This is a genomic window from Sinorhizobium sp. P24N7, from assembly GCF_042436655.1.
Taxonomy (GTDB): domain Bacteria; phylum Pseudomonadota; class Alphaproteobacteria; order Rhizobiales; family Rhizobiaceae; genus Sinorhizobium; species Sinorhizobium meliloti_A.
Genome location: NZ_JBHMIW010000008.1, coordinates 198,925 through 222,071, shown reverse-complemented (window position 1 = coordinate 222,071; position 23,147 = coordinate 198,925). Strand labels below are relative to the sequence as shown.

Annotated in this window: 18 protein-coding genes; 6 read left to right on the top strand and 12 right to left on the bottom strand. The window is 63.4% G+C overall.

The window, feature by feature from the left end; all coding sequences use genetic code 11:
* Window positions 1–69: 69 nt before the first annotated feature.
* From ACFHWW_RS16395 to ACFHWW_RS16385, 3 genes are all read right to left on the bottom strand, one after another.
* Window positions 70–1,383, bottom strand: coding sequence for a TRAP transporter large permease (locus ACFHWW_RS16395; RefSeq protein ID WP_379939281.1), 1,314 nt, complete (start codon window positions 1,381–1,383; stop codon window positions 70–72).
* Window positions 1,380–1,892 (bottom strand): TRAP transporter small permease, encoded by a 513-nt coding sequence (locus tag ACFHWW_RS16390; protein WP_026168964.1) that lies wholly within the window; start codon window positions 1,890–1,892, stop codon window positions 1,380–1,382. Before ACFHWW_RS16390 ends, ACFHWW_RS16395 begins: the two co-directional genes overlap by 4 nt.
* A 168-nt stretch (window positions 1,893–2,060) precedes the next feature.
* On the bottom strand, window positions 2,061–3,038 hold the full coding sequence (locus ACFHWW_RS16385) for a C4-dicarboxylate TRAP transporter substrate-binding protein (protein WP_379939279.1): 978 nt from the start codon (window positions 3,036–3,038) through the stop codon (window positions 2,061–2,063).
* 737 nt (window positions 3,039–3,775) lie between these two features.
* Between ACFHWW_RS16385 and nirB the strand changes: the two genes are divergently transcribed.
* From nirB to ACFHWW_RS16365, 4 genes are read left to right on the top strand one after another with little or no spacing between them, the layout of a single operon-like run.
* Window positions 3,776–6,238 (top strand): nitrite reductase large subunit NirB, encoded by a 2,463-nt coding sequence (gene nirB / locus ACFHWW_RS16380; protein ID WP_379939277.1) that lies wholly within the window; start codon window positions 3,776–3,778, stop codon window positions 6,236–6,238.
* Between the two features lie 3 nt (window positions 6,239–6,241).
* Entirely contained in the window at window positions 6,242–6,580 is a 339-nt protein-coding gene (gene nirD / locus ACFHWW_RS16375; RefSeq protein ID WP_379939275.1) for a nitrite reductase small subunit NirD, read from the top strand.
* Window positions 6,581–6,582: 2 nt separating this feature from the next.
* Window positions 6,583–9,240, top strand: a complete 2,658-nt coding sequence (locus ACFHWW_RS16370; protein ID WP_338281500.1) for a molybdopterin-dependent oxidoreductase — start codon at window positions 6,583–6,585, stop codon at window positions 9,238–9,240.
* A complete protein-coding gene (locus ACFHWW_RS16365; RefSeq protein ID WP_379939272.1) occupies window positions 9,212–10,345 on the top strand; it encodes an SAM-dependent methyltransferase in 1,134 nt (377 codons plus the stop codon). The genes ACFHWW_RS16370 and ACFHWW_RS16365 overlap by 29 nt, the downstream gene beginning before the upstream one ends.
* A 24-nt stretch (window positions 10,346–10,369) precedes the next feature.
* On the opposite strand, the gene ACFHWW_RS16360 is transcribed toward ACFHWW_RS16365, so the two are convergent.
* The 5 genes from ACFHWW_RS16360 to ACFHWW_RS16340 all read right to left on the bottom strand — a co-directional run bounded on the left by ACFHWW_RS16360 (window position 10,370) and on the right by ACFHWW_RS16340 (window position 16,474).
* The gene (locus tag ACFHWW_RS16360) at window positions 10,370–10,855 is read right to left on the bottom strand and encodes an NUDIX domain-containing protein (RefSeq protein ID WP_100670123.1); all 486 of its coding nucleotides are present in this window, start codon (window positions 10,853–10,855) and stop codon (window positions 10,370–10,372) included.
* 225 nt (window positions 10,856–11,080) lie between these two features.
* Window positions 11,081–11,851, bottom strand: coding sequence for a slipin family protein (locus ACFHWW_RS16355; protein WP_018098351.1), 771 nt, complete (start codon window positions 11,849–11,851; stop codon window positions 11,081–11,083).
* 76 nt (window positions 11,852–11,927) lie between these two features.
* A complete protein-coding gene (locus tag ACFHWW_RS16350; protein WP_275599244.1) occupies window positions 11,928–13,295 on the bottom strand; it encodes a nodulation protein NfeD in 1,368 nt (455 codons plus the stop codon).
* A 177-nt stretch (window positions 13,296–13,472) separates the two neighbouring features.
* Window positions 13,473–14,936 carry an FAD/NAD(P)-binding protein gene (locus tag ACFHWW_RS16345; RefSeq protein WP_379939389.1) on the bottom strand — a complete coding sequence of 488 codons (1,464 nt, stop codon included), beginning with the start codon at window positions 14,934–14,936 and terminating at the stop codon, window positions 13,473–13,475.
* A 134-nt stretch (window positions 14,937–15,070) separates the two neighbouring features.
* Window positions 15,071–16,474: an FAD/NAD(P)-binding protein gene (locus ACFHWW_RS16340; RefSeq protein ID WP_379939269.1), complete on the bottom strand. Its 1,404-nt coding sequence runs from the start codon at window positions 16,472–16,474 to the stop codon at window positions 15,071–15,073.
* Window positions 16,475–17,036: 562 nt separating this feature from the next.
* Between ACFHWW_RS16340 and ACFHWW_RS16335 the strand changes: the two genes are divergently transcribed.
* Window positions 17,037–18,233 carry an SfnB family sulfur acquisition oxidoreductase gene (locus ACFHWW_RS16335; protein WP_379939267.1) on the top strand — a complete coding sequence of 399 codons (1,197 nt, stop codon included), beginning with the start codon at window positions 17,037–17,039 and terminating at the stop codon, window positions 18,231–18,233.
* 72 nt (window positions 18,234–18,305) lie between these two features.
* Here ACFHWW_RS16335 and ACFHWW_RS16330 read toward each other — a convergent pair whose 3' ends face one another.
* The 4 genes from ACFHWW_RS16330 to ACFHWW_RS16315 all read right to left on the bottom strand — a co-directional run bounded on the left by ACFHWW_RS16330 (window position 18,306) and on the right by ACFHWW_RS16315 (window position 21,974).
* Window positions 18,306–18,761, bottom strand: coding sequence for an Rrf2 family transcriptional regulator (locus tag ACFHWW_RS16330; RefSeq protein ID WP_033047739.1), 456 nt, complete (start codon window positions 18,759–18,761; stop codon window positions 18,306–18,308).
* Between the two features lie 324 nt (window positions 18,762–19,085).
* Window positions 19,086–20,516 carry a ribosome biogenesis GTPase Der gene (gene der / locus ACFHWW_RS16325; protein WP_379939265.1) on the bottom strand — a complete coding sequence of 477 codons (1,431 nt, stop codon included), beginning with the start codon at window positions 20,514–20,516 and terminating at the stop codon, window positions 19,086–19,088.
* Window positions 20,517–20,634: 118 nt separating this feature from the next.
* Entirely contained in the window at window positions 20,635–21,303 is a 669-nt protein-coding gene (locus ACFHWW_RS16320; RefSeq protein ID WP_324763586.1) for a tetratricopeptide repeat protein, read from the bottom strand.
* A gap of 86 nt (window positions 21,304–21,389) precedes the next feature.
* Window positions 21,390–21,974: an NnrU family protein gene (locus tag ACFHWW_RS16315; protein ID WP_100670116.1), complete on the bottom strand. Its 585-nt coding sequence runs from the start codon at window positions 21,972–21,974 to the stop codon at window positions 21,390–21,392.
* A gap of 160 nt (window positions 21,975–22,134) precedes the next feature.
* On the opposite strand from ACFHWW_RS16315, the gene ACFHWW_RS16310 reads away from it, so the two are divergent.
* Complete coding sequence (locus tag ACFHWW_RS16310; RefSeq protein WP_379939262.1) at window positions 22,135–23,139, top strand: polysaccharide deacetylase; 1,005 nt, start codon at window positions 22,135–22,137, stop codon at window positions 23,137–23,139.
* The last annotated feature ends 8 nt before the right edge of the window (window positions 23,140–23,147 follow it).

Here is a 23,147-nt window from a genome sequence, read left to right as displayed (position 1 = left end):
AAAGTCGGGATTATCGGAGCCGTTTCCGGCCTATGCGCCACCATGGCGCAGAGGCCGTCTTTCGTCGCGCTATTGGACCGCCGTCGTCCCATAGACCAGGTTCGGCAGCCAAAGCGACAGCTGGGGGAACATGCTCAGCATGACGAGAATGACCATCATCATCGCCAAGTATGGCAGCACCTCGCGGGCATAGGCCATCATCGGCACTTTCAGCACCATGGACGAAATGTACATCAATCCCCCGACTGGCGGCGTGATGCCGGCGATGGTCAGGTTCGTGATAAACACGACGCCGAAATGCACGCGATCGATGCCGACGCCATCGATGATCGGAATCAGCATCGGCGTCAGAATGATCAGTGCCGCCGACCCCTCGATCGCCGTGCCGATGACGATCAGCAGGACGTTGATGAGGAGCAGCATCAGGAGCGGATTGTCGGTGGCTTCGCCGAGCCAGCCGGACATGGCCTGCGGCACCTGCTCCCAGGCGAGATAGAAACCGAAGGCTGCCGCCGCGCAGATCATGATCATGACCACGGCCGAATCGCGCACGGCCTCGGCAAGCACCTCCGGGATCTGGCGAAAGGTGAATTCGCGGTAACCGAACACGGCGACGAAGAGCACATAGACGACGACCACCGCACCGGCTTCTGTGGTCGTGAAAAGACCGTATCGCGTACCGGCGAAGATCACCACCGGGATCGACAGCGCCCAGAGCCCGTCGATCAGCGCCCGGATGCCCTCCGCGCGGGTGGCACGCTCCTTGCGCAACGGCTTGTAACCGCGTTTGCGGGCGATGAAATAGGTGGTGACCATGAGCCCGGTCGCCAGCACGAGGCCAGGCACCACACCCGCTGCGAAGAGCCGGCCGATGGACGTCTCCGCGAGAAAACCATAGACGATAAGACCGATCGACGGCGGAATGAGGCTCGTGATGATGGCCGCCGACGATGTGATGACCGCGGCGAAGGCCCGGCTGTAGCCCCGTTGCGACATCTCGACGCCGAGCGTCTTGGCGAGCATCGCCGCATCGGCATTGGCAGATGCGGTAAGTCCGCCGAGCAAGGTGCCGAGCACGGTGCACATCTGCGCCAGCGCGCCCGTCATGTGGCCGACAAGCATGTCCGCAAGCGCCAAAAGGCGTCGGGTGATGCCGGACGCGTTCATGATGCAGCCGGCAAGAACGAACAGCGGCAGCGCCAACAAGGACACGGACTGGCTGCCCTCCGCCATTTCCTGGGCGAAATTGGCGAGCGGGATCATGTCCCTATTGATGAGGAAGAAAGCGAACGCTCCGATCGCCATGGCCCAGGTGATCGGCGTCGACAGCAAAAACAGGACGACGACGAGAAGCGAGGGACCGGCCAAATGGAACAGGGTCATATCAACGATTCCAAATTGCGGTGCTGACGGACGGTCCAGGGCCTCTCCACGATCAGATGCTGGACGAACATCCCGGCAGAGGCGAGCGCCAGAGGCGCATAGGACAGGCTGCGCGACAGATCGAGGGCGATCGTATGCACATTGCGTGAGATCCAGGCCTGCCACGCGAAGAGGATGGTCATGACGATGAAGAAGAGTGCCAGCAGCAGATAGTTGAACCAGGCGACGGCTTTTCGCCAGCTGTCCGGGAGAGCCGCGACAAGCACGTCGATCGCCGCGTGCGTGCCGAGACGGACGCCGGCGACGGCACCGAAGAAGACGAGATAGGCGAAGGCCATCATCGCCAGCTCATAGGTCCAGGCGGCCGGCTGGGGGAAGACATAACGGCTGACGACCCCCCAAAGGATCGAGAAGACGATGACGAGGAGCGCCACGACGCCGATTGCCTCATCGGCGCGGCGCAGGCTGATGAGAGGAATTATCTCCTCCGGCGGGCGTGAGCTTTCCATGATGCCTCGATTGTTGAGGGGCAATCCGAGCTGGCGTCGATGCAGGGCCCGATTGACGTTCGGAGCGCGATCCGGCCGGCGAAGACGGCCCCCCGCGGCAGCAGCGTCCAAGAGCGGGATGACGTGTATACGGTCTCTCCGCCCGCATCCCGCTCGAAACGGCGTCGCCTACTCTGCCATCGCCTTTTGCACCTGATCGTAGATGCCGGGCGTGATGTTCGGCACCTTCTCATAGGCTGCACGCGAGGCCTCGATGAATGCCGGAATGTCGACATCGGTCACGATCTCGACGCCGGAGGCGGCGAGCTGCTTTGCATAGGCATCGTCCGTGTCCAGCGTCATCTGCGTAAGCTCTTTGGCAATTGTCTGCCCTTCCTCCAGAAGAATCTTCTGCAGGTCTTCGGGCAGGCTGTTGAAGAGCTGGCTGGAAGCCACCCAGGCCGTGAACATGATCTGGTGGCCGGTTTTCGAAATGACCTTGCGGGTCTCGTTCAGCTTCGCTCCGGCTATCGACCCGAAGGGGCCTTCGGCCGCGTCGACGACTCCGGTCTGCAACGCATTGTAGACGTCTCCCCACGGCAATTCCGTCGGCCTTGCACCGTAATTGCCGAAAGTCGCCATCATGATCGGCGACGAGGGCACGCGAATGGTGACGCCGGCCAGGTCCGCGGGTGAGCGAACCGGCTTGTTGGCGATGATGTGACGGTAGCCGAATAGGCCGTTCGGCATGATGATCTTGATGCCCCGCGCCTCCAGCTTGCTGGAAAGGTCCCTATAGAGATCCGAAGCGAAGAGACGGTCCGTCGCCGCCAAATCCGGATAGACATAGGGGCCGGCAAGGATCGACAGATCCGGCACGAACTGGCCGAGCTGACCATAGTCAGTGGCGCTGAGCAGGCTTGCGCCGCTCATGACCATCTCGTTGACCTTTTTCTGCGCGCCGAGCTGATCGCCCGTCATGACGGTAATGGCGATGCGTCCGCTGGAGCGCTCACCGACACGCTCGGCATAGGTTTTCATGGCCTTGATGATCGGCTCGTCCGGATTCACCTGCGAGGTCGAAAATCGCAGGCTGTATTCCTGCGCGTTGGCAATGCCGCAGAACGACAATGCAGCCATTGCGGCCGCAGCGATCAAGGTCTTCATGCTGTCCTCCCTATTCCGGACTCCGCCTCCGGACTTTCACAAGTTTGAATAATGTATTCACAAATGAACGAATGGCGTCAAGCCGTGAATCGTCGCTCAAAGGCCATGAGGACAAAGAAAACCTTCAGGCTTTTCACATCGCCAGGGTTCCAGATTGCGCGAACAATCCATTCCCAAATGAATTTTTTCGGGCCGTCGGGATCTGGAGCGCCTGCAGTCAATCCTTCCGCAGCCCGCGATCCTCCGGCTTCTCACAGCGTCATCCTTGACCAAGGTCAAGCCGAAGGATGACGGAGTTAGGCAAGAACGGGCGCGGCGAGACCGTGCACACTCGGCTGATCAGAGGCGAGCCGCACAAAATTTCATCACTGCACGCAAACGGCTTATTTTTAAATCAGCGGGCTTACTTCGAAGACAAAGGGCGTTGTCCGCCTTTTGCAGATTTTTCAAGGAGATGGCCGGCGGGCGGATATCTGGCACGGCACTTGCATTTCTACACCTGCTTCGGTCAACGGCGATTGAAGCGAGCCAGGCGCCACATACGCCTGCCGAAGACACCGACGTCGCAAGGTCTTTGCCTCCGTAAGGGTTTCCTCCCGGTCCCGGAGCGCAGATTTCCGAGCGGCGTTTTTTAATGCCGGTTTTCGGCCGGCCAAATCGAACCGACCTGAACTGCCGCGAAGCACTGCTCGAATTCCTCTACGAGCGCGCGCTTCGTAAAGCTGCGGAGTGACCACATGACTGAAACTGCACTCGAAAAACTCGTCATCGTCGGCAACGGCATGGCTCCGGGCCGGATGCTGGAAGAGCTCTTCGAAAAGGCGCCCGGGCGTTATGCCGTGACGATCTTCAACGCCGAGCCGCGCGTCAATTACGACCGCATCATGCTTTCGCCGGTGCTATCCGGTGAGAAGGAGTATGAAGAAATCATCATCCATGGCGATGGGTGGTACATCAAGCACGGCATTACCCTCTACAAGGGCCACAAAATCGTTGCGATCGATCGCGACGCCAAGACCGTCACTTCCGACCACGGCGTTACGGAAAGCTATGACAAGCTGGTGATCGCCACCGGTTCGGTGCCCTTCATCATCCCTGTGCCGGGCAAGGAACTGCGCGGCGTCATCACCTATCGCGACCTGGACGATGTGCAGGCGATGCTGCTCGCGGCGCAATCGCGCGAAAAGGCCGTCGTCATCGGTGGCGGCCTGCTCGGGCTGGAGGCGGCAGCTGGTCTTCAGGCGCGCGGCATGGACGTCACCGTTCTGCACGTCATGCCGACACTGATGGAACGCCAGCTCGATCCGGCCGCAGGCTACCTCCTGCAGAAGGCCGTCGAAGAACGCGGCATCAAGGTCGTCACCAAGGCGAACACGAAACGCATCCTCGGCGAGGAGAAGGTCCAGGGCATCGAGCTCGACGATGGCCGGATCATTCCGGCGACGCTGGTGGTGATGGCTGTCGGCATCCGGCCGAATGCCGGTCTTGCCAAGGAGGCCGGGCTGGCCGTCAATCGCGGCATCGTCGTCGACGCCGGAATGCAGACGTCCGATGGGGACATCATGGCGCTCGGCGAGTGTGCCGAAGTCGGCGGCATGGTCTACGGCCTCGTCGCGCCCCTTTACGAAATGGCGCGCGTCGCCGCCTCCCACCTCGCTGGGGACCGCCGCGCCGCCTTCGCGCATTCCGACACGCCGACCAAATTGAAGGTGACGGGCATCAACCTCTATTCGGTCGGCGACTTCGCCGATGCCGACGGACGCGAGGAGATCGTACTGCGCGATGCCACCGCCGGCATCTACAAGCGGCTCGTACTGAAAGACAACCGTATCATCGGTACCGTGCTCTACGGCGACACCGCCGACGGAGCCTGGTTCAACGACCTTTTGAAGCGCGGCACGGATATCTCCGAAATGCGCGACACCCTTATCTTCGGCCAGGCCTATCAGGGGGGATCTCCGCTGGACCCTACGGCGGCCGTTGCAGCCTTGCCGGATGATGCGGAAATCTGCGGCTGCAACGGCGTGTGCAAGGGCAAGATCGTCGGAGCGATCGTCTCCAAGGGCCTGACCTCGCTCGACGACGTGCGCGCCCATACCAAGGCTTCCGCCTCGTGCGGTTCCTGCACCGGCCTGGTCGAGCAGATCATGTCGCTGACGCTCGGCGACACCTACAATCCGGCTGCGGTGCAGCCGATGTGCACCTGCACGGAGCTCGGCCATGACGACGTGCGGCGCCTGATCAAGGCGAAGAAGCTGAAGTCCATTCCCGCCGTCATGCAGGAACTGGAATGGAAGACCTCCTGCGGCTGCGCAAAGTGTCGCCCGGCGCTCAACTACTATCTCGTCTGCGATTGGCCGGACGAATATGCCGACGATTACCAGTCGCGCTTCATCAACGAGCGTGTCCACGCCAATATCCAGAAGGACGGCACCTATTCCGTCGTACCCCGCATGTGGGGCGGCGTCACCAATGCGAAGGAACTTCGCGCCATCGCCGATGTCGTCGACAAGTTCAACGTGCCGCTGGTGAAGGTGACCGGCGGTCAGCGCATCGATCTGCTCGGCATCGAGAAGGAGGATCTGCCCGCCGTCTGGGCCGATCTCGGTCAGGCGGGCTTCGTTTCGGGTCAGGCCTACGCGAAGGGGCTTAGAACGGTGAAGACCTGCGTCGGCTCCGATTGGTGCCGATTCGGCACACAGGATTCGACCGGCCTCGGCATCCGCATCGAGAAATTCATGTGGGGCTCCTGGACGCCGGCCAAGCTGAAGATGGCCGTCTCCGGCTGCCCGCGCAACTGCGCGGAGGCGACCTGCAAGGACGTCGGGGTCATCTGCGTCGACTCCGGCTTCGAGATCCATTTCGCAGGGGCGGCCGGCCTCGACATCAAGGGCACCGAGGTTCTGGGTCTGGTCAGGACCGAGGACGAGGCGCTCGAACATATCGTCGCGCTGACGCAGATGTATCGCGAGCAGGCCCGCTATCTCGAGCGCATCTACAAATGGGCAAAGCGCATCGGTCTGGACGAGATCCGCCGGCAGATCATGGAGGATGCGGAAAAGCGCAGGGCCTATTTCGACCGCTTCGTCTTCAGCCAGAAATTCGCCCAGGTCGATCCCTGGTCGGAGCGCGTCTCCGGCAAGGACAAGCACGAGTTCCGGCCGATGGCGACGGTCGGCTTCAATCAGGCAGCGGAGTGACCGATGAACATGAACTGGATTGCAATCGGCGACATCAACGACATCCCGCTGCGGGGGGCCCGCTGTGTCAGGACGCCCAACGGCAAGATCGCCGTCTTCCGGACTGCCGAGAACGAGGTCTTCGCGATCGAGGACCATTGCCCGCATAAAGGGGGCCCTCTTTCCCAGGGCATCGTACACGGCACGGCCGTCACCTGCCCGCTGCACAACTGGGTGATCTCGCTCGAGACCGGCAAGGCGCTCGGCGCCGACGAGGGCGAGGTGCGCACGATCCCCATCCGCAACGACAATGGCGCGCTGTTCTTCGCTCTTGAGAGCCTCTCGCTGGCAGCGGCGGAATAAGCATGGCGCAAGAGGTCAAGACCACCTGTCCCTATTGCGGTGTCGGCTGCGGTGTCATTGCCCGCGTGGATGATGACGGTGCAGTGAGCGTCAAGGGCGATCCGGAACATCCGGCCAATTTCGGCAGGCTCTGTTCGAAAGGGTCGGCACTCGCCGAGACCCTCGATCTCGACGGCCGCCTCCTTCACCCGGAAATCGGCGGCCGTCGCGCAGGCTGGAGCGAGGCGCTCGATCTCGTTGCCGAACGCTTTTCGCACAGTATCGCCAATCACGGTCCCGATTCGGTTGCCTTCTACGTCTCGGGACAATTGCTGACGGAGGACTATTACATCGCCAACAAGTTGATGAAGGGTTTCATCGGCTCGGCGAATATCGATACCAACTCCCGGCTCTGCATGTCCTCCTCCGTCGCGGGCCACCGCCGGGCCTTCGGTTCCGACACCGTGCCGGGCGTTTACGAGGACCTGGAACTCGCCGATCTCGTGGTGCTGACGGGCTCCAATCTCGCCTGGTGCCACCCGGTGCTCTATCAACGCCTCTCCGCAGCCAAGGCAAACCGCCCGGAGATGAAGATCGTCGTCATCGACCCCCGCCGCACGATGACGGCGGACATCGCCGACATGCATCTGGCGATCGCATCCGACGGAGACGTCGCCCTCTTCAGCGGGCTGCTTGCCCATCTCGCCGCAAGCGGTGCGGTCGACCGGAACTACGTTTCGAATTACACGGGCGGCTTCGACGAGGCCGTCGCGGCCGCATCGAGGCTCGATCCCCCGTCGCTTCCCAAGGCGACCGGGCTGACGCCGACGCAGCTTCGCGCATTCTTCCGACTTTTCGAGACGACCGAAAAGGTCGTGACCTGCTATAGCCAGGGAGTCAACCAGTCCGCTACCGGGACCGACAAGGTCAACGCCATCATCAACTGCCATCTTGCGACCGGCCGCATCGGCCGGCCGGGCATGGGGCCCTTCTCGCTGACCGGGCAGCCAAATGCGATGGGCGGGCGCGAGGTCGGGGGGCTGGCAAATATGCTTGCCGCCCATATGGACATCGAAAAATCACTCCACCGGGACAAGGTACGGCGCTTCTGGGGCGCGCCGGCAGTCGCGAACGGGCCCGGCCTCAAGGCGGTCGATATGTTCCGCGCCGTCGCCGACGGGCGCATCAAGGCGCTGTGGATCATGGCGACCAACCCGGTCGTCTCGATGCCCGACGCCGATGCCGTCGAAGCGGCGATCAAAGCCTGTCCCTTCGTGGTCGTCTCCGACATCGTGAGAGACACCGACACCGCCCGGCACGCCCACGTGCTCCTGCCCTCGCTCGGCTGGGGCGAGAAGGACGGTACGGTCACCAATTCCGAGCGCCGCATCTCGCGTCAGCGCGCCTTTCTCGCAGCTCCCGGCGAAGCGCGGCCCGACTGGTGGCAACTCGCCGCAGTCGGCAGGCGCATGGGCTTCGCCGCGGCCTTCGCCCATGTTTCACCAGCCGAGATCTTCGCCGAGCATGCCTCGCTTTCGGGCTTCGAAAACGACGGACGCCGCGACTTCGACATCAGCGCCCACGCGGAGATCGAAGGCCCCGCCTATGACGGCCTGAAGCCGTTTCAGTGGCCGCAGCCCAAGGGCAGCGCGCCGCACGAGAGGCGGTTCTTTGCCGAGGGCGAATTCTATCATCCGGATGGCCGCGCGCGCTTCGTCGCCGTCGAGGTGCCACGGCCAAGAAGCGCCGACGATGCCTTCCCCTTCACGCTCAACACCGGCCGGGTGCGCGACCACTGGCATACCATGACGCGCACGGGCAAGAGCGCCAGGCTGTCGGGTCATCTCGCCGAGCCCTTCGTCGAGATTCATCCGCGTGACGCACAGGCGCTCGGCATCAGCGACGCCGACCTCGTCACCCTGGAAAGTCCGCACGGCGCGGCGATCGTCCGGGCGCTGGTCACCGATCGGCAGGCGGAGGGCAATCTCTTCGTGCCCATGCATTGGAACGACCAGTTCGCCTCCAGGGCGCGGATCGATGCGCTGGTTGCGCCGGTAACCGACCCGGTCTCCGGCCAGCCGGCGTCGAAGAACATGCCGGTCCGCGCGAGCCGCTTTGCGGCTGCCGCCTATGGCTTCGCGGTTTCGGCGCGTAAACCAAGGGAACTCGACGCCGCCTATTGGGCGCTCGCGAGAGCCGAGGGCGGGTGGCGGGTGGAACTCGCCTTCGCCGAAACGAATGTCGACTGGCTCGACTGGTGCCGGAAGACTTTTGCGATCGCCGCAGAGATCGAACCGATCGGCTATACGGACCGCACCTCCGGCGAGCTTCGCCTGGCCTTTTTCGAAGGGGACCGGCTGCTCGCCAGCCTGTTCCTTTCTCCGCGGCCGGTCGCCGTGGCGCGCAGCTGGGCGGTATCGCAGCTCGGCGCTTCGCACCACAATCTCGCCAAGCGCATTGCGGTAACCGCCGGCCGCCCGGGCGCCGATACGCCCGATCCGGGCGCGACCGTCTGCTCGTGCTTCAGCGTCGGAGTCAACCAGATCACTGCGGCCGTCCGCGACGGTTGCCATAGCGTCGAAGCGGTGGGCGAGAGGCTCAGCGCCGGCACCAATTGCGGCTCCTGCCGCGCCGAGATCAGGGGGATCATAAATGGCTGCCTCACCCTCGCTGCTGAGTGATCCGGCCCAAAAGCCTCAGCGCGTGACCGCTCTCGCGACGCTGCCGCTCTTCTGGCCCCTGAACGGCAAACGGGCCGTTGTCGCCGGCGGCAGCGATGCGGCCGCCTGGAAGGCCGAACTGCTGGCGGCCTGCGGCGCGGAAGTTCATGTCTACGCGCCGCGGACGTCGCTGAGCGATCTCTTCCTCGACCTCCTCGCCCGTGGGCCCGCGCATGAACACGGCTTGCTCGTTCACCACGACCAGGCGTGGCATGAGGGTGTTTTTCGCGATGCGGCAATCGGCATTGCCGATTGCGACGACCAGGCCGACGCAGAAGCATTCTTCCGAGCCGGTCGGAGCGCCGGCGTGCCCGTCAACGTCATCGACAAGCCGGCTTTCTGCGCGTTTCAGTTCGGATCGATCGTGAACCGCTCGCCCGTGGTCGTTGCGATCTCGACGGATGGCGCGGCACCGATCCTGGCACAGGCGATCCGCCGGCGGATCGAGGCCCTGCTGCCGCCGGCACTCAAACGGTGGGCGACGGTGGCGCAGGCGATCCGCGACCGTGTGAACGCGCGCCTGAAACCCGGTGCCGCGCGCCGCGCCTTCTGGGAGCGCTTCGTCGACAGGGTCTTTCTGGATACACCGGAGGAGGGTGTAGAGACGCGGCTGATGGCGGAGGTGGATCGTCTGGTCACGCGCCCCTCCGCCATCGGCCGCGTCACCATCGTCGGCGCCGGACCCGGCGACGCGGAACTCCTCACCTTGAAGGCAATTCGCGCCCTGCAAGCCGCCGACGTGATCCTCTTTGACGAATGGATTCCTGACGACGTCCTGGAACTGGCGCGCCGGGAGGCAAGGCGCGTCCCCCTCGCGCCGAGCGCCAAGGGTCGAAACAGAGACATCGCGGCTCTCGTCGGGGAAGGGAAACGCGTGGTGCGCCTTCGGTCCGGGAACCCGATGGCGCTTGCCGGTGCCGTCGAGGAGATCGCAGCGCTTGAGAGCCTTGGAATTCCTGTCGAGATCGTGCCGGGTGTCGAGGCGGCACCTTGCCGTTCCGACGTAATCCAGGTGGCCTTCCGCAGGAGGGAAGTCTCGCAGCCGGGCCTGCGCGCTGCCCATTGATGCAGATCGGGCGTACGCAACCGCTCAGGAGGCGGAACCCGCGGAGCGGCTGGCGTTCCGCGAAGCCTCCAGCCGATCGATGAACGGGCGTTGGGAAACATTTATCTTGCCGCGCGCCTCTTCGAGCGTGAACCATCCGGCGCGGTCGACCTCCGGGAAGACCTGCATCCTGCCGCTCCGTGGCGGCCACTCTGTCTCGAACACGTTGCTGCGCAGGCTGGCGACGTCGAATTCGCTCTCATGCGCATAGGCGGTGACGAGCTTGCCGCCCTTTTGGCGCTCCTCGCCGAGAAACTCCAAGGGGCCCGTTATCGAGATGCCGGTCTCCTCGAGGAACTCCCGGCGCGCAGCGGCTTCCGGCTCTTCATCGGCATCATACTCACCCTTCGGGATCGACCAGGCGCCGAGATCCCGGTTCATCCAGAATGGCCCGCCCGGATGGACGAGCAGAACCAGGAGGTCGCTCGCCTCGTAACGATAAAGCAGAACGCCCGCACTTCTCTTCGGCATTTTCGACCTCTGTCTGAAGCGGCACCGAGCGCCAATCCATGTGTCCATTGATTGTAGCCGATCAATGGACAAAAGCATGCAGCAGCTCAAAGTGCTACAGCGACCTGCAATCTCTCCTCGCCTCATCCCTGTGCTCGTCACAGGGATGAGAGCAGCGCCGCGTCTGCGGCGCGGAAAACGTTCTTTCAGCCCAAGGACTTGGTCTGGCTGGATTCCTGTGCGGCCTTAGGAGGAACCCTCCTTCTTCGTCGCCAGCATGTCGGCGATCTCCATCGGGAACGGGAAGATTATCGTCGAGTTCTTTTCGCCGGCGATGACATTCAAGGTGCTGAGATAGCGCAGCTGCATGGCCTGGGGTTTCCGGGCGAGAATTTCTGCCGCTTCCAGCAATTTCGCAGCGGCCTGCTGCTCGCCCTCGGCATTGATCACCTTGGCGCGTCTTTCGCGTTCGGCCTCGGCCTGGCGGGCGATCGCCCGGATCATCGATTCGTTGATGTCGACATGCTTGATCTCGACGGTAGCGACCTTGATGCCCCAGGCGTCCGTCTGCACGTCGAGGATCTTCTGAATGTCCTCGTTCAGACGGTCGCGCTCCGCCAGCATCTCGTCCAGATCGTGTTTGCCTAGCACGGATCTCAGCGTCGTCTGGGCGAGCTGGCTCGTCGCGGCCATGAAATCCTCGACCTGGATCGTCGATTTCTCCGCGTCAATGACGCGGAAATAGATCACAGCGCTGACCCGCACCGAAACATTGTCGCGCGAGATCACGTCCTGGCTGGGCACGTCGAGAACACGGGTCCTGAGATCGACGCGCACCATCTGCTGCACATAGGGGAGGAGCAGGATCAGCCCCGGTCCCTTGACGCCGGTGAAACGGCCGAGCGTGAAGATCACGCCGCGTTCATATTCCCGGAGGATCCTGATCGCAAAGGCGATGACGATCAGCAGGAACAGGAGCGCGGCGGCAAAGGGCGCAAGATTTCCAAGCCAGGTCATGAGCGGTCTCCTTTTCCCCCGTGGTCGATTGGGGAGTTGGTGAGGGACGCGGGCGGAAAACCGCGCATGCTTTTCATCATCCCGCTCCAGCCGGTTTGCGCGCCACCTTGAGCGTGAGGCCCTCCCGGCCGACGACCATGACGTCCTCGCCCGGTCCAAGCGGTTCGCTGCTGACGGCTCTCCACCGCTCGCCGTGGGCGATCACGTAGCCGTCCGCTCCCGCCCAACTGTCGACCTTGCCGGAAATGCCGATCATCTCTTCCGCGCCGGTGGCGACCCTGTGCCGGCGCGAAACAAGGGCGAGACGCGCGACCAGCAGGCTGAACGCCAGACTGGCTATCGCAATACCGCTCAGTGCAGGCCAGGACACCTGCAGTCCGGGCATGTCCGTGTCGAAGAGAATGGCAGCGCCCAGCACCAGGGCCACGGTGCCGCCGAGGCCGAGCACGCCGAATGACGGCGCATGCGCCTCCGCCACCAGCAGTCCCGCCCCAAGGAGGATAAGGCCCACGCCGGCATAGCTCACCGGCAGCACCGCAAGTGCGTAGAGACCGAGCAGGAGGCTGATGCCGCCGATTGTACCCGGCACCACTGTGCCGGGCGCGAGAAACTCGAAGATGAGCCCGTAGATTCCGACCATCATCAGGAGGAGGGCGACGTTCGGGTTGGTGATCACCGACAGCAGCCGCGTCCGCCAATCCGGCGGAAGATCCTCTATGGCGAGCCCGGACGTATCGAGCCGAACGTCGGATTGGCCGATGCGGACGGGGCGGCCGTGGGCCTGCTTCAAAAGGTCGTCGACGCTGACGGCGGTGAAGTCGATGACCTGCTCGCGCGCGGCTGCGGCGGAGGAAAGGCTCGCAGCCTCGCGCACGGCCCGCTCCGCCCAATCGACGTTGCGGTTGCGCAATTCCGCCAGGCCGCGGATATAGGCGACCGCATCGTTGATGAGTTTCGCTTCACCGGCATTGGCCGGTTTGCGCGGTTCGGGCTCGTCGGGCTTGCCCGTCTTTTCCTCGCCTTCCTGCTCGTCATTGCCAAACAGTCCTCCGCCGATGGCGATCGGCGTCGCCGCGCCCAGATTCGTCCCCGGGGCCATGGCCGCAATATGGCTCGCATAAAGGATATAGGTGCCGGCGCTTGCTGCCCGCGCTCCGCTGGGCGCGACGAAACTCGCGACCGGCACGGGCGAATCGAGGATGGCGCGTATGATGTCGCGCATCGACGTATCCAGTCCGCCGGGCGTGTCCATCTGCAGGACCACCAGCGCGGCACCGCGATCCCTGGCCTGTTGAAGACCGCGCGTCACATATTCTGCCGCGGCGGGACTGATGGCTCCGTTGACGTGCAGGACGATTGCCGTGCGCTCGGCTCCGGGCACCGGCGTGACAGGAAATGCGAAGGCCGACAGGAGACTGAACAACAGGATGAGGATGCGGGCCATTCGCCGTCGATACCTCACGGCTTCTCGTCTGCGGGCGCAGGCGGATAGCTGCAAACCACCTCGCCCGCTCCACCTTTCGTCGAAATCAACACATCCTAATATAGTGCAGAATCGCGGAAAGCGTAAGCGATGCCGCAGGCATGCTGCCGCAGAAGTTGCATCGTCGTCGCCGCTCGGTCAGCGGGCCGGTGCCGCGGCCGAGCGCGGACGCGCGCGCCGGTGCACTCGGCGCGCCTGCGCCAGCGCAGCTATCTGCGCCGCCACGAAAATGGCGTGGTCGTTGACCTGCGGCAGGCCCATAAGTTCGCCAAAGGTGCCGCGGGCGAGAGGACCGGCGACGAAGAGGTCGTCCACCTCCCTGTTTTCGCTGTCGAGCGCCCTGCTCGTTTCGCTGCAGGCGAGGCCCAGCCCAACTGTATCGGGGCGCAGATAACCTGCGGCTCCGAGCGAATCCAGCCAGGATTGGCTTTGCAGGATCGACCGGTGCGCCGGGCCGGTGGTGATCACCACGGCGTCGAATTCCTCTTCTTCCGTTCCGCCAGCCCGCCGCCTCCGGAAAGTGACCGCGACATTCTCGCCGACGCGCGCCATATGAGCGACCGAACCGGCGAGGACGCGTATATCGCCGTCCCTCAGCCCCGCGCTCACGACCGCATCGATTTGCGGAGCTACACGGAAACGGTGCACGTCCCAGAAAGGCCGCACGTGACGGACAAGCCGCCGCCGCTCGCTCATCGGCAGATTGCGCCAGATCTCACCGCCTTGTGCTCTGAGGGCATCGAGGACCGCATGCCATGTAAAGCCTTCCGCTTCCGCATCGCGGATCGTCCGGCGTACCTGGGAGAGCAACTCCGCGGCCGATCTCCAAGGCCGTGAGATGAAGTCGCCATAGGGGTCCTGCGCCCGGTCGGCATGTCCACGAGAACGCAGACCCCGCCGGGAAAAGGCGGTGATCGGCCCCTTATGCCCGCCTCTGCGCAGGGTGGCGATCACATCGGCCGAAGTCAGCCCGGTACCGATGATCAGCACGCGGTCACCGGTCCGGATTCTGTCGAGCGCGCCGGGCTCGGTCGAATCCGGCACGTAGCGGGGGTACCCCGTGAGGATGGCGCCTACGCCTTCAGGAGCCTCCGGAGCCGGGTGCGTCGTCGCCACCACCAGCACGTCGGCGCGGCTTAGCGTCCCGCCGTCGCCGCGAACCGCCCAAGCCGCTCCCTGACGCTCGACGGCGATCACTCTCTCCCGATGGTGTGCGATGCGCCCGTGTTCCAGGAACGGCGCGATCGTTTCGGCGACATAGCGGCCGAAGAGCTGCCGGGCGGGATAGAGATGGCCGTCGCAGGCAAGCGCCTCGGGATCGTCGCGCGGTTCGCCCCGAAGCTCGAGCCAGCGCATGAAATGGTCGGGATCGCCCGGCTCGATGCTCATGCGTGCGGCCGGGACATTGACGCGATGCGCGGGCTCCGCGGTATCATAGGCAAGGCCGCATCCCAGCCGCTCACGCGGCTCGAAGACGGAAAGCTGCCAGCCATCCATGGCGCGAGACCGCGCCAGGTGCGTCGCGACCACGGCACCGGTGAAGCCGCCGCCGATGATTGCGACGGTGGGGCGCGTGAGGTAATGGCCGACGGCATCCGTCATATCGAAGACCTGCTGCGCAGCGACGACCCTGTCCGTCCTTGAGTCTACCGTTTGAATTTCCCTGAGCGCTACTGCCTGCAGCGGGCCGGATGACCGGCATTCGTCGGCCGCCATTCCGGCCGCCGCAGTCGTGTCTATCCGGCCTTCAGCGCCAGCCGCTTGCCTGTCACGATAAGCCGTGCTGCCGCATAGGTCTGGGTGACGATCTCAGGTACCAGGTCGATGTCGGGCAGGCTTCCCAATCCGAGCGGACCGATCGCGAAGAGGTTCGGCGTGCGTCCAGACGGGCTCAAGACTTCTCCCGTCGGACTGACCGCGACGCCGAGCTCGAGTTCATCGGGTTCGGCAAGCCCACCCGCAAAAAGACTCCGGAGCAAGGGCGTATCAAGCTCCGGGGCGGAACAGCGGCATTCGATCACCTGATCTGCCCTGAGCAGTTCCTCGGCATGCCGACCCGCCCAGCGCACCATGATGCCTTCCGGCAGGCGCCGCCCTGCCCGTCCGCGGCGAAGCACGGTCCGCCCCTCGGCAAGTTCCTGCTGCAGCCGCGCGTGGACAGCCGCCGGGAGGCGGTTTCTGTGGCTGTCGTAGATGGCCCGCAGGTGGCGGTTGAACTGCCGCTTTTCCTGCGCCGAAAGCGATTGCCAGAGCGAGCGCGCCCGCCGGCGCAGGCCGTTCATGGCCGACTGCCAGCTTTGCCCCTTCGCTTCGGCTTCGGCGCAGGCCTGACGCACGAACCGGACGATACGGCGCAGGCCCTGCGGCATCGGATCGACCGGGAAACTCGGGGCCGCTGCGAGCTGCGTATGCGCCTGCGGCAGGAAGCCGTGGCGCGAAACGAGCGTGATTTCTCCCGCATAACCGTTATCGCGCATCTGGAAAAGCTGGTCGACCACGCGAATGCCGCTGCCGAGCAGGACCGCGTGGCGCGGGTCGACGAGGCGGCGCGTCCGCACAAGCGGTCGCTCCTCGTCAGAAACCTCGAGGTCGCGCGGATGCACGCCGAAGCCCGTTGCAAGAATGACGATGTCGCATGCGTCATGTCCGCCGTCACGCACAAGACTGAAGCGACCGCTTGCGAGTTTGCGCAAGCCCGTGACCTGCTCGTGGGAAAACCTCACCGTGATGTCGGAACGTCGGGCAAGCGCCTCGGAAAAGCGTTGATGCACGTAGTCGCTGAAGATGCCTTTCGGCACGAAAATCTGCCGAAAGCCGGGAATGGCCGCCGGAACGGCTGTTCGGAACTCATCATTGGCGCAAAGCCAGTCGTTGAAATCGTCGGGCTGGCCGGCCGCGACCGACAGGTCGCGCACCCGGCTGTTGAGTATCTCGCAGCGCTGCGCCGCGGAAAAGGCCTGGCCGCCGCTGATAGATGGATGCGGGTCGTACATGGTGAGGTGAAAAGTTCCCCGCATCGACTTCATCAGCGCGATCGCCATCATGATGCCGGAAAATCCACGGCCGACGATCGCAATTTCCGGCTGCGAGGACGAGGCGGCCGCCGCTGACCTGCCGGCAAACAATCCACGAACGGTCATGTGAGCTCCTTTCGCGAGCTGGCTGTCGCTCCGTGGTCGGGGCAACTCTTAAGCAGGACTTCGAGACACACAAAAGCTCTGGTGAATTTCACGGGCTCGTATACCGCTCGCCCGTCGGGATTTTCCGGAACGACGCGCCAGCCAAGAACGCCTTGCGCCGCCTCCCTCCCGCTTCAAGCGAAATAATACTCCGGTCGAATACCGCCTAACGCGCGCAATGACCGCTGCAGCACTTCCAGTTCTTGCATGTTGTACCCTCAAATCGGCTCCGACGTAAGAAACATGCAGCAGCGTTTCGGCCTGACGGTCATCCTTCGAAGTAGTCTATAATTTTTGTATTCTATTGCAAATGCACCCCACGGCAAGCTATTTTTCTTAAGGCAACCGCAACAGCGCGCCGTCGTCACGCACAACTCAGTGATTCTACCGGGGAAATTTTCATTTTCCAAAGCGATTCCCCTACCGGGCGTCCACCTGCGCGACCGCCTCCGGGAGGGACTGGAAGAAAATAGCGCCTGCTCCATACTAAAGGGCGGCGGCAATGCTCCACGGAGGGACAAGGATGGGGAACATCTCGCAATTCGCCGGAAAGACCAAGCCGACGCCGCACCGCATCGAGAGCGAGGAAGAGGCCCTGGCGATTGCAAGGGAGCTGGCACTCCGGTTCTCCGACCGCGCCATCGAGCGCGACCTGGAGCGCGTCCTTCCTCACGACGAACTCGACCAGTTGGCCCAATCGGGACTGCTGGCGATCAGCATTCCATCGGAATACGAGGGCATCGACGTCTCCAACGTCGTGCTTGCCGAGATAACCGCGATCCTGGCGGAGGCCGACAGCTCCATTGGTCAGATCCCGCAAGGCCACTTTTACGTCCTCGAGGCGCTGCGTCAGCATGCCACCGAAGAACAGAAGCGGTTCTTCTTCGGGCGCGCCATGGCAGGCGACCGCTTCGGCAGCGCACTTTCGGAAAGCGGCGACGACAAAGCCCGGATCACCGGGAATGGCGCCGGCTACCGGATCAACGGCCGGAAGCAAAATTCCACGGGCGCTCTCTTCGCCGACTGGCTCGCCATCTCCGCGCTCGATCCCGCCGACCGCATGACCATGTCGTTCGTTCCGCGCGCGATGGACGGCGTCCGGATCATCGACGACTGGGACAGTTTCGGGCAGCGCGTCACCGGCAGCGGCACCGTGGTCCTTGAGGACGTTCATGTGGATCTCGGTTCTGTCGTGCCGCATCACCGCGGCTTCGAGCGACCGAATACGATCGGTTCCGTCGGCGAGATCATCCATGCCGGCGTCGATCTCGGTATCGCGCGGGCGGCGTTCCGAGAGACCCTCGATCTCGTCCGAAACGCGGCAGCAGCCAAGAGCGATGTGCTGGAGCGGGCATCGGAGGATGCTTTGACGATCGCAAGGGTCGGCGAAGTCGCAATACGCATCGAGGCCGCCACCGCGCTCATCGAGCATGCCGGTCGCAAGGTCGATACCGCTCAGGTCGATCCGACCGAGGAACACGCGGTCGAAGCCAGCCTCTCGGTTACCGCCGCCAAGGTCCTTGCCGCCGCGGCCGCGCTGGAGGCAGCCAATGCGCTTTTCGATCTCGCCGGCTCCGCCTCTGCGAAAGTTGCGCTCAATCTCGACCGCTATTGGCGCAACGCCCGCGCTCACACGCTGCAGGACCCGGTGCGCTGGAAACATCACCTTGTCGGCAACTACCACCTGAAGGGCGTAAAGCCGCGCAGCGGGTCACTGTGAGGATGAACGCTCGCATTGATGAGGATCGGACGTACACCTAAGTCTGCCGCGGGGGGACCGCACCCTCCGCGCTCAGCCCGCTTCGCTGAGAAGCGGCGCTACGGCGGCCTCTCTCTCGCTTGCTGCAAATTGCGCGAGCGTCATGTTGTCGAGAATGTCGGCCACGGCATCGCGCACGACGATCATCGAACGGCGCACGTGACAGGTTTCCGGATCCGAACAGTCATCGCAGACTTCATAGGCGGTCCGGCTCGCACAACGGATCGGCGCCAGCGGCCCGTCAAGCGTGCGGATCACCTGACCGACGCGGATCTCGGATGCGGGCCGCGCCAGCGCGTAGCCGCCGCCGGGGCCTTTCTTCGAGCGAAGAAAGCCGGCATTTCTGAGTTCGAGCATGATCGTGTCGAGAAACTTCTTCGGCAAGTTGTTGCGAACGGCGATTTCCGTGATGAAAGCCGTTTCGCCCGGCTGAAGCTGGGCAAGATCGACCATCGCCTTCAAACCGTACTTTCCTTTTTTTGTCAGCATGAGAACATCGCTTTTGAGACGGATCGCGGCAAACGAGAAAAGAACGCGATCTTCATCCGCGACCGCGCCCCAGACACATCGATCCCGACGACGCGGATCGTCCAATTCTCGCAGAGCCAAGTGCCGTTTCCCAGCCTGCCGAGCCAATCTGCCACGGCTCGCCAACGTCGGCATCCTAGGATTCAGTTATAGATCAAGCCTAAATTGGCGGCAAGGAAATCAATTCACCTGCTACATAGATTTACTCTATTAGCGCGGTAGATGGCATCAAAAAGCGCCGCAGTGCGAAACGAATCGTGAGTTCGTTTGCTGCCGCCGGAGCTCTCAGCGCCTTTTGCGCGCCTTCGACTCGAAGGGATTCTCCGACGCGCGGAAATGCACGCGGATCGGCACGCCCGGCAGGTCGAAGTCGTTTCGCAAGCCGTTGATGAGGTAACGGGTGTAGGACTCCGGCACCGCCTCGGGACGTGTACAGGAAATCATGAAACCCGGTGGCCGCGCCTTGACCTGCGTCATGTATTTGAGCTTGAGGCGGCGGCCCGAGACGGCCGGCGGGGGATGCTGCACCTGCTGCGTTTCCAGCCACCGGTTGAGGCGCGCCGTGGAGATGCGCCGGTTCCAGACCTTGTCCATTTCGATGATGGCCTGCATCAGCCGGTCGAGGCCGTAGCCGGTGTGCCCGGAAATCGGCACTGCACGGATGCCGCGCGCCTGCGGCAACAGCCGCTCGGTCTTTTCGCGCAAATCTACAAGCAGTGCCTGCCAGTTCTCGACCAGATCCCATTTGTTGAAGGCAAGCACGGCTGCACGCCCCTCGCGCAGCACCAGATCGACGATCTGCAGGTCCTGCTTCTCGAAAGGGATCGTGGCGTCGAAGACGATGACGACGGTCTCGGCGAAGCGGATCGCCCGCAGCGCATCCGCAACCGAAAGCTTTTCGAGCTTCTCCTGAACCTTCGCCTTGCGGCGCATGCCGGCCGTATCGAACATCTTTATGGTGCGGCCGCGCCAATCCCATTCGACAGAAATGGAGTCGCGGGTAATGCCCGCCTCCGGCCCCGTCAGCAGCCGGTCTTCGCCAAGGAACCGGTTGATCAGAGTCGATTTTCCGGCATTCGGCCGGCCCACGATCGCCACCCTAAGCGGCTTGGTCTCGTCATAGGCGGGCTCAACCTCCTCGTCCTCGGTACCTTCACCGGCAACGGGGCGGATATCCACATTCGTCTCGGCAACGTCTTCCGCCGGCGGGAACGCCCTCTCCTCGCCGAGTGCGGCGACGATCGCGTCACGCAGGTCGAGCATGCCCTGGCCGTGTTCGGCCGAGATCGGGCAGGGTTCACCGAGGCCGAGCGTGAAGGCGTCGTAGAAACCGCCTTCGGAGCCGCGGGCCTCGGACTTGTTGGCGACGACGACGACGGGCTTGCCCCGGCGGCGCAGCATCTCGCCGAGCGTTTGATCTGCCGGCGTCAGGCCGGCCTTGGCATCGACGACGAAGAGCGAGAGATCCGCCTCGTCGATGGCCGCCTCCGTCTGCGCCCACATCCGCCCCTGGAGGCTGTCTGGTGACGATTCCTCGAGACCGGCCGTATCGATGATGCGGAACTTGAGGTCGACCAGCTTCGCGTCGCCCGGACGCCGGTCGCGGGTAACCCCCGGCGTATCGTCGACGAGCGCCAGCTTCTTGCCAACCAGGCGGTTGAACAAGGTGGACTTGCCGACATTGGGGCGCCCGATAATGGCGACGGTGAAGGTCATCTTGACATCCGTGCTAAAGCGCCTCGCGTTCAGTGGTCACGCGACGCGCTTTAAGTTTCTGTTTTTGTGCATGTCGTTATCCCAAAACCGCTGCGCACTTTTGGGCGACATGCCTGCGTCAGGCCTTGCCTGTCGACGCGATCACATCCAGCAGCATCTGCGCCCGATTCATGATGCCGCGCGGGCTTTGCGCATCGTCGACGATCTGCTGGAACCAGCTCTTCGCCTTGGTATAGTCACCGGCCTTGTAGGCCGAAAGGCCGAGCGCCTCGCGCGCCGAATGACGCATGGCGTTCTGCGGAACGGCCAGTTGCTCGACCTCGGAGGACACCTGCTCGTAGGATCCTGCGTCGATAAGCAGATAGGCCGCACGCAGCCGCGCCGCATCGCGAAGCGCGGCCGGAATACGCGTATCCCTGCCGATTTCGGAGAACGCCGCGACTGCCGCATCCGTTTCACCCTTTTGCGCCTGCAGCGTCGCAACGCGCAACTGCGCCAGAACCGGATAGGATCCGTAACCGTCCTTTTCGAGTTCGGTCAGAGCGGCGAGCGCCTCGTCCGACTTGTTCTCCCGGGCAAGGTTGAGCGCCGCGAGGAAGGTGTCGCCCGATTGCGACGAGGAGGCCTCCTGCCAATAATCGTATCCGACCTTGCCGACGGTGCCGAGCACGATCAGAACGGCAATCCCGATGATGATACCGCCGAAGCGCGTCCAGACGGCCTTCATCTGGTCCGAACGGAGTTCGTCATTGACCTCGCGGATAAAGCTGTCGTCCTGGTTTACCATGTCCCGTCCCGGCCGCCCGGCCCTGATGTGAAGAAGTTGGCGCGTTCTACCCGATTTTACGCCTGATGTAAGGGGGAGATCGACATTTAGAGAACGACCGGCTGAACGCCTATCAGAAGTTCATGCAGCTTCCAGACGAAGAGCACAAAGGCGACGAGGCCGATAAGAACCGCCAATACGTCGTTGCGCGTCGATTTAAACACGGGAAGCACCTTCTCACCGGCGCGCTCGCGCCGTTTCAACGAGATGCGCAGGATCACCGCCCAGGCGAGAAAGGAACCGAAAAGCAGAACCGAGGACGTCTCGCCATTCGCAAGGAGGTGCGCCAGCGCCCATATCTTGATCGAGAGGACCTGCGGATGCTTGAGCGCGACGGCGATGCGGCCAGCCGGCAGGAAGCCGGCGGCAAGCACGATGAAGGCGACGAGCATCAGCAGAAGGGCGATATGGCGCAGGAATATCGGCGGATCGTAGAGTATGCCCGTTTCGCCGCGCGCCTGACCAAAACCGTAGATGATCAGACAGAGGCCGACGAGGCTGACGATCGTATAGAGCCCCATCCAAGTGCCCTTGCCGCGGCTTTCGATAATGCCGGCACGAAAGCCGGGCGCAACCACGCGGACGAGGTGCATGCCGAGAAATATGATGATGCCGAGAACGAGTATGGCCATGGGTCACCGCTTGTTCGAGAATGTCGGACCGCTACAGCGCTGCGCTTTGCCGATCCACCTGACTACGCACTACCTTCGATAGCGCCTGTTTTCCAGCCCAATCAAAGGATTGCCGCAATTTCCGGACAACTGCGACGAAACCAAACGTCACAGTTGAAACATGATTCGTATTTTCCTGGCTTTATCACTCGCTCTTTTTCCCGCTCTCGCCCTCGCCGATCCGCCGCCGGCACCCCCGTCGCCGGACGGCAAACAGCTCGTCGTCATCTCCTTCGACGGCGCGCACGACAATGCGCTTTGGGAGAAAAGCCTTGGCATGGCAAGGCGAACGGGCGCGCATTTCACCTATTTCCTCTCCTGCACCTTCCTGATGACGAAGGCCGACGGGAAGCAGATCTACCGGGCGCCCGGACAGAAGCAGGGACGCTCGAATGTCGGCTTCGCACAGAGCCGCGAAGAGATCGCGATCCGCGTCGGCCATATCTGGCAGGCGCATCGCGATGGTCACGACCTCGGCAGCCACGCCTGCGGCCATTTCGACGGCAAAGGATGGAGCAAGGCCGATTGGGAGCGGGAGTTTTCAGCGTTCCGCGCGGCGCTCGCCGAAGCCTGGAAGAGGGCCGGCAAGCCGGAAGCCGAGCCGGAAGGCTGGGCCGATTTCGCGAAGAACGGCATAAAGGGCTTTCGCGCCCCCTATCTGTCACTCAGCGACGGCCTGGTGCCTGCACTCGAGGCGTTCGGTTTCAGCTATGATGCGAGCCTCGTCACCAAAGGCCCCGGCTGGCCCAGCTTCGCCGACGGTCTGCCGCGCTTCGGCCTGCCGCTCATTCCCGAAGGCCCTTCCCACCGGCCGGTCATCGGCATGGACTACAATCTCTTCGTCCGCCATTCGATGGGAGTCGAGAACAGAAAGGACAGCGTCCGCTTCGAGGAGCGGACGCTTGCGGCGTTCCGCAATGCCTTCCGTAAAGAATATGAAGGCGAGCGGATCCCTCTTCAGCTCGGCTTCCACTTCGTCGAGATGAACGGCGGCGCCTATTGGCGGGCGCTCGATCGCTTTCTCTCGGAGACCTGCAACAAGCCGGACGTCGCCTGCGTCAGCTATGCCGAGGCGTTGCCGATTATCGAGGCTGCAAGAAAGAAGGCGGATCGCTCCGCCTTCTGATGCCGCCG

Coding starts and splice junctions, on each gene's coding strand:
- ACFHWW_RS16395 (WP_379939281.1), bottom strand. CDS start 1,383: ATGACCCTGTTCCATTTGGCCGGTCCCTCGCTTCTCGTCGTCGTCCTG.
- ACFHWW_RS16350 (WP_275599244.1), bottom strand. CDS start 13,295: ATGGCCCGCATCCTCATCCTGTTGTTCAGTCTCCTGTCGGCCTTCGCA.
- ACFHWW_RS16385 (WP_379939279.1), bottom strand. CDS start 3,038: ATGAAGACCTTGATCGCTGCGGCCGCAATGGCTGCATTGTCGTTCTGC.
- nirB (WP_379939277.1), top strand. CDS start 3,776: ATGACTGAAACTGCACTCGAAAAACTCGTCATCGTCGGCAACGGCATG.
- der (WP_379939265.1), bottom strand. CDS start 20,516: ATGACCTTCACCGTCGCCATTATCGGGCGCCCCAATGTCGGCAAGTCC.
- ACFHWW_RS16310 (WP_379939262.1), top strand. CDS start 22,135: ATGATTCGTATTTTCCTGGCTTTATCACTCGCTCTTTTTCCCGCTCTC.
- ACFHWW_RS16345 (WP_379939389.1), bottom strand. CDS start 14,936: ATGACGGATGCCGTCGGCCATTACCTCACGCGCCCCACCGTCGCAATC.
- ACFHWW_RS16365 (WP_379939272.1), top strand. CDS start 9,212: ATGGCTGCCTCACCCTCGCTGCTGAGTGATCCGGCCCAAAAGCCTCAG.
- ACFHWW_RS16390 (WP_026168964.1), bottom strand. CDS start 1,892: ATGGAAAGCTCACGCCCGCCGGAGGAGATAATTCCTCTCATCAGCCTG.
- ACFHWW_RS16330 (WP_033047739.1), bottom strand. CDS start 18,761: ATGCTGACAAAAAAAGGAAAGTACGGTTTGAAGGCGATGGTCGATCTT.
- ACFHWW_RS16335 (WP_379939267.1), top strand. CDS start 17,037: ATGGGGAACATCTCGCAATTCGCCGGAAAGACCAAGCCGACGCCGCAC.
- ACFHWW_RS16320 (WP_324763586.1), bottom strand. CDS start 21,303: ATGGTAAACCAGGACGACAGCTTTATCCGCGAGGTCAATGACGAACTC.
- nirD (WP_379939275.1), top strand. CDS start 6,242: ATGAACATGAACTGGATTGCAATCGGCGACATCAACGACATCCCGCTG.
- ACFHWW_RS16340 (WP_379939269.1), bottom strand. CDS start 16,474: ATGACCGTTCGTGGATTGTTTGCCGGCAGGTCAGCGGCGGCCGCCTCG.
- ACFHWW_RS16370 (WP_338281500.1), top strand. CDS start 6,583: ATGGCGCAAGAGGTCAAGACCACCTGTCCCTATTGCGGTGTCGGCTGC.
- ACFHWW_RS16315 (WP_100670116.1), bottom strand. CDS start 21,974: ATGGCCATACTCGTTCTCGGCATCATCATATTTCTCGGCATGCACCTC.
- ACFHWW_RS16355 (WP_018098351.1), bottom strand. CDS start 11,851: ATGACCTGGCTTGGAAATCTTGCGCCCTTTGCCGCCGCGCTCCTGTTC.
- ACFHWW_RS16360 (WP_100670123.1), bottom strand. CDS start 10,855: ATGCCGAAGAGAAGTGCGGGCGTTCTGCTTTATCGTTACGAGGCGAGC.